The organism is Pseudomonas sp. SDO5591_S426 (genome assembly GCF_054070755.1).
Map to the genome: position 1 here is coordinate 1 of NZ_JBSVXD010000199.1, position 9,841 is coordinate 9,841.

7 protein-coding genes are annotated in these 9,841 nt (G+C 60.5%); 5 read left to right on the plus strand and 2 right to left on the minus strand.

All coding sequences use genetic code 11. The annotated features are described in order from the left end of the window. Positions 1-30: 30 nt before the first annotated feature. Together ACW9JC_RS25730 and ACW9JC_RS25735 are read right to left on the minus strand one after the other, a co-directional pair. Positions 31-3,309, minus strand: coding sequence for a PAS domain S-box protein (locus tag ACW9JC_RS25730; RefSeq protein WP_457458492.1), 3,279 nt, complete (start codon positions 3,307-3,309; stop codon positions 31-33). Between the two features lie 66 nt (positions 3,310-3,375). Further along, on the minus strand, positions 3,376-4,266 hold the full coding sequence (locus tag ACW9JC_RS25735) for a LysR family transcriptional regulator (protein WP_338585800.1): 891 nt from the start codon (positions 4,264-4,266) through the stop codon (positions 3,376-3,378). A gap of 147 nt (positions 4,267-4,413) precedes the next feature. Here ACW9JC_RS25735 and leuC point away from each other — a divergent pair, with 147 nt between their 5' ends. From leuC to asd, 5 genes are all read left to right on the plus strand, one after another. Further along, complete coding sequence (leuC, locus tag ACW9JC_RS25740) at positions 4,414-5,832, plus strand: 3-isopropylmalate dehydratase large subunit (RefSeq protein WP_457458494.1); 1,419 nt, start codon at positions 4,414-4,416, stop codon at positions 5,830-5,832. An 11-nt stretch (positions 5,833-5,843) separates the two neighbouring features. Beyond that, positions 5,844-6,488 (plus strand): 3-isopropylmalate dehydratase small subunit, encoded by a 645-nt coding sequence (leuD, locus tag ACW9JC_RS25745; protein ID WP_448107079.1) that lies wholly within the window; start codon positions 5,844-5,846, stop codon positions 6,486-6,488. A 143-nt stretch (positions 6,489-6,631) separates the two neighbouring features. Further along, positions 6,632-7,399: a class I SAM-dependent methyltransferase gene (locus ACW9JC_RS25750; RefSeq protein WP_457458497.1), complete on the plus strand. Its 768-nt coding sequence runs from the start codon at positions 6,632-6,634 to the stop codon at positions 7,397-7,399. A 69-nt stretch (positions 7,400-7,468) separates the two neighbouring features. Further along, the gene (gene leuB / locus ACW9JC_RS25755; protein WP_457458499.1) at positions 7,469-8,551 is read left to right on the plus strand and encodes a 3-isopropylmalate dehydrogenase; all 1,083 of its coding nucleotides are present in this window, start codon (positions 7,469-7,471) and stop codon (positions 8,549-8,551) included. A gap of 66 nt (positions 8,552-8,617) precedes the next feature. Further along, positions 8,618-9,730: an aspartate-semialdehyde dehydrogenase gene (asd, locus tag ACW9JC_RS25760; protein WP_338585806.1), complete on the plus strand. Its 1,113-nt coding sequence runs from the start codon at positions 8,618-8,620 to the stop codon at positions 9,728-9,730. The last annotated feature ends 111 nt before the right edge of the window (positions 9,731-9,841 follow it).

The window sequence follows — 9,841 nt, forward strand, 5'->3', positions numbered from 1 at the left end:
AGCCTTCGGCAGCTCCTACAGGGGCGCGCGTTATCGCAGCAGTTTTTGAAACTCCTCCACCGGCAACGGCTGGCTGTGCAGATACCCCTGATAAAAGTGACAACCCAGCCCCTGCAAAAACTCCAGCTGCTCCGGCGTCTCGACGCCTTCGGCAATCACTTTCAGTTCCAGGCTGCGGGCCATGGCGACGATGGCGCGGATGATCTCGGCGTCGTTGGGGTCGGTGGTGGCGTCGCGGATGAACGACTGGTCGATTTTCAGGGTGTCGACCGGCAGACGCTTGAGGTAAGTCAGCGATGAATAACCGGTGCCGAAGTCGTCCATGGCGAAACTGACGCCGAGCTTTTTCAGGCGACGCATTTTGCTGATGGTGTCTTCCAGGTTCTGGATGACGATACCTTCGGTGATTTCCAGTTTCAGCAGTGAGCAGGGCAAGCCGTAGCTGGCGAGGCTTTCCTCGATGCGCTCGACGAAGTCGTTCTGGCGGAACTGCCGTGGGCTGATGTTCACGCACAGGCTGAAATCGAGTGGGTCCACCAGACCGTTGGCAATCATCAGGTGGCAGGCCTGGCACGCTTCGTCGAGAATCCAGGTGCCGACCTCCAGGATCAGGCCACTGTCTTCCAGTACCTTGATGAACTCGGAGGGCGATTGCGCCCCGAGCTCCGGATGGTTCCAGCGCACCAGCGCTTCGGCGCCGACGATGCGGTTATCCCGTGCATCCAGCTGCGGTTGGTAATGCACGCGGAACTCGCCGCGAGACAGGGCCAGGCGCAAGTCGGTCTCCATGCGCAGGCGCTCGCTCGCGGCTTTCTGCATGGTGTTGTGATACATCTGCGCGGTATTGCGCCCCGAGTCCTTGGCGCGATACAGGGCGATGTCGGCACGCTTGAGCAGGTCGGTCGGCGTGGAGCCGTGATCGGGAATCAGCGCGATGCCGATACTTGGCGTCACTTGCAGGCGCTGACCGTCGAGGAACATTGGCTCGGACAGCAATTCGCGCAAGGTATCGGCCAGTTGCCGCACCTGGGCGCTGACGTCGTTGCGCGAACCTTCAAGACCGCTGAGCAACACCACGAACTCATCGCCGCCCAGGCGCGCGACGGTGTCTTCCATGCGCACGCTGGCTTCCAGGCGTGCAGTGATGATTTTCAGCACCGTGTCGCCCACCGGATGGCCGAGGGAGTCGTTGATGTGCTTGAAGTGGTCGAGGTCGAGGAACATCAGCGCGCCGCGCAGGTTGTGCCGCTTGAGCAGTGCGATTTGCTGGCTCAGGCGATCCATCAACAGTGCGCGGTTGGGTAGGTTGGTCAGCGGGTCGTGGTAGGCGAGGTGGCGGATCTGCGCCTCGGCGTTTTTCAGCAGACTGACGTCCCGCGCAGTCAGCAGCAGGCACGCGGTTTCGTTGAGGGTGATCGGTTCCACCGAGACTTCGACGGTCAGCAACTCGCCGCGCTTGTTGCGCCCGAGCATTTCCTGATGATGAACCCGGCCCTTGATCTGCAGTTCGGCCAACAGCGCCGAGCGTTGCTTCTCTTCAGCCCAGATGCCGACCTGATAAACCGTGCGGCCGATCACTTCATCAGCGCGGTAACCGGTCAAGCGGCAGAAACCGTCGTTGACCTCCAGATAACGCCCGGTATCGCGTTCGGTGATGGTGATGGCGTCGGGGCTGGAGTGGAACGCCTTGGCGAATTTCTCTTCGCTGGCCTTCAGCGCTGCTTCCGAGCGCTGTTGCTGGGTAATGTCGCGCAGGGTGGTGACGATGCACGGCTGGTCGCCGACGCTGATCTGTCGGCTGGAAATCACGCAGGTCAGGGATTGCCCGTCCTTGTGCTGGACGAGAATCGCCACATTGTTCAGGCCTTGTTCGCGAATCACCTGTTCGATTCGCTGCAAGCTTTTCGCCGAGGCATCCCACAGGCCGATTTCGTCGGCGCTGCGACCGATCACGTCGGCGGCGCTCCAGCCGAAGGTTTGGGTGAAGCTGGAGTTGATCTCGATGAACTGGCCGGTGTCCTGGCGGGTCACGCAGATCGGGTCCGGGCTGACCTGGAACAGGGTGGCGAATTTCTCTTCGGAGGCCACCAGCCGTTGTTCGCGTTCGACCTGGTCGGTGATGTCGAGCAGGGTGCCGGCCATGCGCAGCGGCAGGCCGTTTTCATCGCGATAGAGCCGGGCGCGGCTTTCCAGATAGCGTGAACTCCCGTCCGGCAATTGCACGCGATAGGTCAGTTGATAGTTGCCGGCCGGACCTTCGCGCAGGCTGCGGTAGGCGTCACGCATGGTGTCGCGTTCCTCGCCGGGCACGCCTTCGAAGAACTCGTCGAAAGATTCATGGAATGGCTTGGCTTCCAGGCCGTGCAACTGCGCGGCGCGGGCCGAGCCGTAGAGCATGCCACTGGGAATGTGCCAATCCCAGGTGCCCAATTGTGCAGAGTCCAGCGCGAGATCAAGGCGTTCCTGGCTGTCTTTCAACGCATGCTCGGCGGCTTTGCGTTCAGTGGTGTCGAGGAACGTGCTCAGTAGATACGGCTGACCTTCGAGTTCAACCTTTTGCGCGCTGAGGATGCCGTCATGAATCTGCCCGTTGCTGGCGCGAAACTGCACCTCCATGCTGGTCAACTCGCCCTTGGCCTTGGTGGCCGTGACCAGTTGCGCCCGTTGCTCGGGGTGCACCCATAAGCCCAATTCCAGGGTGGTGCGGCCAATCGCGTCCTGCACCGGCCAACCGAACAGGCTTTCGAAATACTGGTTGGCTTCGGTGATCAGGCCGTCTTCCTGGCGAGTCAGCAGGACCATGTTCGGGCAAAGGTGAAACAGCGTGGCGAAGCGTTTTTCCGAGCTGCTTAGCGCCTGTTCGCGCTGGCGCTGGTGGGTGATCTCGCGGATCACGCCGATCATCCGGGGCCGACCGTCTTTGTCCGGCAGCAGGCTGCCGTTGATCTCCAGCCAATGCAGGCTGCCGTCGGGCCAGCGAATGCGGTGGTGCATCGCATGCTCCAGCGGTGCGCCGGCGATCACTGCGTGGAAGGCGCGGACGGTTTTCGCCCGGTCTTCGGGTGGCAGCAAATCGAGGTATTCCAGATCCGCCGGCAACGGTTGCCGGGGATCGAAGCCGAACAGTGCCTGCGTACCCCGCGACCAACTGATCTGCCCGCGCTCGATGTCCCAATACCAGGCGCCCAAACGTGCGCCGTTCAGGGCTGCCAGCAATTGTGGGGCACTTTCCCAGCTCTGCTCCGAGCGTTTGGGGTCAAGTGCCTGGATGCGCGGCATCGGCGGAATACGGTCAACAGATTTCGGCATTGGCAAGCCTTAGGCTGAATTGGCTATTTGTGACAGGTTTTCGCGGCTCTATAGGAGTAGCACAAGTTAGCCTTGAGTCCCTGGCAGATCGATTTGAGCGTCCAGCAAGGCCATGAAGGCCCGTGCGGCATTCGACAGCGTCCGTTCCGTGTGCAGGATATAGCCTAGCTGGCGAGACAGTTGTATGCCCGGCAATGGTATTCGCGCAACTTGATCATCAAGCATGGTGCGCGGCAGCACGCTCCAGGCCAGACCAATCGACACCATCATCTTGATGGTTTCCAGGTAGTTGGTGCTCATGGCGATGTTTGGCGTCAGGCCCTGGGCTTCAAACAGGCGCTGGACGATGTGGTGGGTGAAGGTGTTGCCGCCGGGGAACACCGCCGGATGGCGGGCGATATCCGCGAGGCTGACCTTGCCGTTATTGAGCAGCGAGTGCTCCGGCGCGACCACGAAATCCAGCGGATCGTCCCACACCGGCGTGGCCTTGACCAAGGCGTGGGGCTCCGGCGCCAGGGTAATCACCGCCAGTTCCGCGCGGCCATGGAGAATTTCTTCGTAGGCCACTTCCGAATCGAGAAACTGAATATCCAGCGCGACCTCGGGATAACGTCGGGTGAACTCCCTTAATAAGGGTGGCAAACGGTGCAGGCCGATGTGGTGACTGGTGGCCAGGGTCAGACGACCGGTCACCTCGCCGGTGAGGTTGGTCAAGGCGCGGCGCGTATCATCAAGGACATTCAGAATCTGGTAGGCCCGCGGCAGCAGGGCGCGACCGGCCTCGGTCAGTCCGACTTCGCGGCCCAGTCGATCGAACAGTCGTACCTTCAATTGCTGCTCCAGCCCGGCGATGCGCTTGCTGATCGCCGGCTGTGTCAGGTGCAGCCGTTCGCCCGCGCCGGAGAAACTTCCGGTCTCGGCGATGGCAATAAAGGCATTGAGGTTGGCCAGGTCCATGGTCGTATTCCAGTTGGTTATCCAAAGCATAAAAAATATGAATTTGAGTTATTTAATGTAACCCCATAGGATCAGCCTCACAAGCCAAAGGGTTATTGAATTACTCAAGATCCAGGGCATAGAAACAAGCTGATGAGGAACCGTCTGATGGCCGGCAAAACGCTCTACGACAAGCTCTGGGATTCGCATTTGGTCAAGCAGCGCGACGATGGCTCTGCGCTGATCTACATCGATCGTCACATCATCCATGAAGTGACCTCGCCGCAAGCCTTCGAAGGCCTGCGTCTGGCCGGGCGCAAGCCTTGGCGCATCGATGCCAACATCGCGACCCCGGACCACAACGTACCGACCACTCCTGAGCGCAAGGGCGGCATCGAAGCCATTGCCGACCAGGTCTCGCGTTTGCAGGTCCAGACCCTCGACGACAACTGCGATGAATACGGCATCGTCGAGTTCAAGATGAACGACATCCGCCAAGGCATCGTCCACGTCATCGGCCCGGAGCAGGGCGCTACCTTGCCGGGCATGACCGTGGTCTGCGGCGACTCCCATACCTCGACCCACGGCGCATTCGGCGCTCTGGCTCACGGTATCGGCACTTCCGAGGTCGAGCACGTGCTCGCCACTCAGTGCCTGGTCGCCAAGAAAATGAAAAACATGCTGGTGTCGGTCGAGGGCAAATTGCCGTTCGGCGTGACCGCCAAGGACATCGTCCTCGCCGTGATCGGCAAGATCGGCACCGCCGGCGGTAACGGCCACGCCATCGAATTCGCCGGCAGCGCGATTCGCGACCTGTCCGTTGAAGGCCGCATGACCATCTGCAACATGTCCATCGAGGCCGGCGCTCGCGTAGGTCTGGTGGCGGCTGACGAAAAAACCGTGGCTTACGTGAAAGGCCGTCCATTTGCTCCCAAAGGCGCGGAGTGGGACTTGGCCGTCGAAGCCTGGAAAGACCTGGTGTCCGACGCCGATGCGAAGTTCGACACCATCGTCGAGCTCGACGCGACCCAGATCAAGCCGCAAGTCAGCTGGGGCACTTCGCCTGAAATGGTGTTGGCTGTGGATCAGAACGTGCCGGATCCTGCGAAGGAAATGGACCTGGTCAAGCGCGGTTCCATCGAGCGTGCCTTGAAATACATGGGTTTGACCGCCAATCAGGCGATCACCGACATTCAACTCGACCGCGTGTTCATCGGTTCCTGCACCAACTCGCGGATCGAAGATTTGCGCGCTGCGGCGGTGATCGCCAAGGGCCGCAAAGTGGCCTCGACCATCAAGCAGGCCATCGTAGTGCCGGGCTCGGGTCTGGTGAAGGCGCAGGCTGAATCGGAAGGCCTGGACAAGATTTTCCTCGAGGCCGGTTTCGAATGGCGCGAGCCAGGTTGCTCGATGTGCCTGGCGATGAACCCGGACCGTTTGGAGTCCGGCGAGCATTGCGCCTCGACGTCCAACCGTAACTTCGAAGGCCGTCAGGGCGCCGGTGGTCGTACTCACCTCGTCAGCCCGGCCATGGCCGCCGCCGCCGCTGTGAACGGTCGTTTCGTCGACGTCCGTGAATTGATCTAAAGGAGCGCAGCATGAAAGCTTTTACCCAGCACACTGGACTTGTCGCGCCTTTGGATCGTGCCAACGTCGACACCGACCAGATCATTCCGAAGCAGTTCTTGAAGTCGATCAAGCGCACCGGTTTCGGCCCGAACCTGTTCGATGAATGGCGCTATCTTGATGTGGGGCAGCCGTACCAGGACAACTCCAAACGTCCGTTGAACAAGGATTTCGTCCTCAACGCCGAGCGTTATCAAGGCGCCAGCGTGTTGCTGGCCCGCGAGAACTTCGGTTGCGGCTCCAGCCGTGAGCACGCGCCTTGGGCACTGGAAGAGTACGGTTTCCGCAGCATCATCGCGCCGAGCTACGCCGACATCTTCTTCAACAACAGCTTCAAGAACGGCTTGCTGCCGATCATCTTGAGCGACGCTGAAGTCGATGAGCTGTTTCAGCAGGTTGAGGCCACACCGGGCTACCAGTTGCAGGTCGATCTGCAGGCCCAGACCGTTACCCGTCCGGACGGCAAGGTGTTGAACTTCGAAATCGATGCTTTCCGCAAACACTGCCTGCTCAACGGTCTGGACGACATCGGCCTGACCTTGCAGGACGGCGATGCGATTGCGACGTTTGAAGCCAAGCACCGTGCGAGCCAGCCTTGGTTGTTTCGCGACGCTTGATTTTGCGTAAGGCGTGATGACGCCATCGCTGGCAAGCCAGCTCCCACAAAGTTTTGCGGTATTCACAAAACCTGTGGGAGCTGGCTTGCCAGCGATGAGGCCCGAATGAACACCCCAAGACTCACCCCTAAAAGGAAGTCCCCATGACCAGCACCGCCCAGCACACCCAAGTAGTCCAGAAGCAATTCGGTGAACAGGCTTCGGCCTACCTGAGCAGCGCCGTCCACGCTCAAGGCACCGAATTCGCGCTGCTACAGGCCGAGTTGGCGGGGCAGGGCGATGCGCGGGTTCTGGACCTGGGCTGCGGCGCCGGCCACGTGAGTTTTCACGTTGCCTCGTTGGTGAAAGAAGTGGTGGCCTATGACCTGTCGCAGCAGATGCTCGACGTGGTGACGGCCGCTGCTGTCGACCGTGGTTTGAGCAACGTGTCCACGGTCAACGGTGCCGCTGAGCGCCTGCCATTCGCCGATGGTGAGTTCGATTTCGTCTTCAGCCGTTATTCGGCGCACCACTGGAGCGATCTCGGCCTTGCCCTGCGCGAAGTGCGTCGAGTGTTGAAGCCGGGTGGCGTGGCAGCGTTCATCGATGTGTTGTCACCGGGCAGTCCGTTGTTCGACACTTACCTGCAAAGCGTCGAAGTGCTGCGCGACACCAGCCATGTGCGCGATTATTCCGCCGGTGAGTGGTTGCGTCAGGTCAGCGAAGCGGGGTTGCATACCCGCAGTACCACGCGTCAACGTCTGCGCCTGGAATACAACAGCTGGGTCGAACGCATGCGCACACCGCAAGTGATGCGCGCAGCGATCCGCGAACTGCAGCAATCGATGGGCAACGAAGTACGCGAATATTTTGAGATTGAGGCCGATGGTTCGTTCAGTACGGATGTACTCGTGCTGATGGCTGAACGATAAGCGCCGAACGATAAGCATTTTTCCGGGCGCGCCGGTCGATGGCGCACCGACTGAAAACATGAGGAAAGCATGAGCAAGCAGATTCTGATTCTCCCAGGTGACGGTATTGGCCCGGAAATCATGGCCGAAGCGGTCAAGGTGCTGGAATTGGCCAGCGACAAGTTCGCCCTGGGCTTTGAACTGAGTCACGACGTGATCGGCGGCGCCGCCATCGACAAGCACGGCGTGCCGCTGGCCGACGAAACCCTGGACCGTGCCCGCGCGGCCGATGCAGTGCTGCTGGGCGCTGTTGGCGGCCCGAAATGGGACGCCATCGAACGTGACATCCGCCCTGAGCGCGGCCTGCTGAAAATTCGTGCGCAACTGGGCCTGTTCGGCAACCTGCGTCCGGCGATCCTCTACCCGCAACTGGCCGAGGCTTCGAGCCTGAAAGCGGACATCGTTTCCGGCCTGGACATCCTGATCGTTCGCGAACTGACCGGCGGCATCTACTTCGGCGCGCCACGCGGCACCCGTACCCTGGAAAACGGCGAGCGTCAGTCCTACGACACCCTGCCGTACAGCGAAAGCGAAATCCGTCGCATCGCCCGTGTCGGTTTCGACATGGCGATGGTCCGTGGCAAGAAGCTGTGCTCGGTGGATAAGGCCAATGTGCTGGCTTCCAGCCAACTGTGGCGTGAAATCGTCGAAGAAGTGGCCAAGGATTACCCTGAAGTCGAACTGAGCCACATGTACGTCGACAACGCGGCGATGCAACTGGTGCGTGCACCGAAGCAGTTCGACGTGATCGTCACCGACAACATGTTCGGCGACATTCTGTCCGATCAGGCTTCGATGCTCACCGGTTCCATCGGTATGCTGCCTTCGGCGTCCCTGGACACCAACAACAAGGGCATGTACGAGCCGTGCCACGGTTCGGCGCCAGATATCGCCGGCAAAGGCATCGCCAACCCGCTGGCGACCATTTTGTCGGTGTCGATGATGTTGCGTTACAGCTTCAACCAGCAGGCCGCGGCCGATGCCATCGAAAAAGCCGTCAGCCTGGTGCTGGATCAGGGCTTGCGTACCGGTGACATCTGGTCGGCCGGTTGCACTAAAGTCGGTACGCAGGAAATGGGCGACGCAGTAGTCGCCGCGCTGCGGAATCTGTAATCTCTCGGGCCCGCTGCCAAATTCAAGATAAAGCAGCGGCCCACATTTCAAGAAGGTGTAGTTGCGATGAAACGTGTAGGTCTGATCGGTTGGCGCGGTATGGTCGGTTCCGTGCTCATGCAGCGGATGCTGGAAGAGCAGGATTTCGATCTTATCGAGCCGGTGTTTTTCACCACTTCCAATGTCGGTGGCCAAGGCCCGTCCGTGGGCAAGGACATTGCTCCGCTCAAGGACGCTTACAGCATTGAAGAGCTGAAAACCCTCGACGTGATTCTGACCTGTCAGGGTGGCGACTACACCAGCGAAGTGTTCCCCAAGCTGCGCGAAGCCGGCTGGCAGGGTTACTGGATCGACGCCGCTTCCAGCCTGCGCATGCAGGATGACGCGGTCATCGTTCTGGACCCGGTCAACCGCAAGGTCATCGACCAGCAACTGGACGCGGGCACCAAGAACTACATCGGCGGCAACTGCACCGTCAGCCTGATGCTGATGGGCCTGGGCGGCCTGTTCGAAGCCGGTCTGGTGGAGTGGATGAGCGCCATGACTTACCAGGCGGCCTCCGGTGCCGGCGCGCAGAACATGCGTGAACTGATCAAGCAAATGGGCGCGACCCACGCCGCTGTCGCCGATCAACTGGCCGATCCGGCCAGCGCGATCCTCGACATCGACCGTCGTGTTGCCGAAGCCATGCGCAGCGACGCGTACCCGACCGAAAACTTCGGCGTACCGCTGGCCGGCAGCCTAATCCCGTGGATTGACAAGGAACTGCCGAACGGTCAGAGCCGCGAAGAGTGGAAGGCCCAAGCCGAGACCAACAAGATCCTCGGTCGCTTCAAGAGCCCGATCCCGGTGGATGGCATCTGCGTGCGCATCGGCGCCATGCGCTGCCACAGCCAGGCGCTGACCATCAAGCTGAACAAAGACGTGCCAATGGCCGATATCGAAGGGCTGATCAGCCAGCATAACCCTTGGGTCAAGCTGGTGCCGAACAACCGCGATATCAGCATTCAGGAGCTGAGCCCGAACAAGGTCACCGGCACCCTGAACATTCCGGTCGGCCGTCTGCGCAAGCTGAACATGGGCTCGCAGTTCCTCGGCGCGTTCACCGTCGGCGACCAACTGCTGTGGGGCGCGGCCGAACCGCTGCGTCGCATGCTGCGGATCCTGCTTGAGCGTTGATCGATTGATGCAATGAAACAACCCGCGCCTTGAAAGAGGTGCGGGTTTTTTATTGGCCGTTAAAAGATCGCAGCCTTCGGCAGCTCCCACAGGTGTTCGCATTCCTTTGTA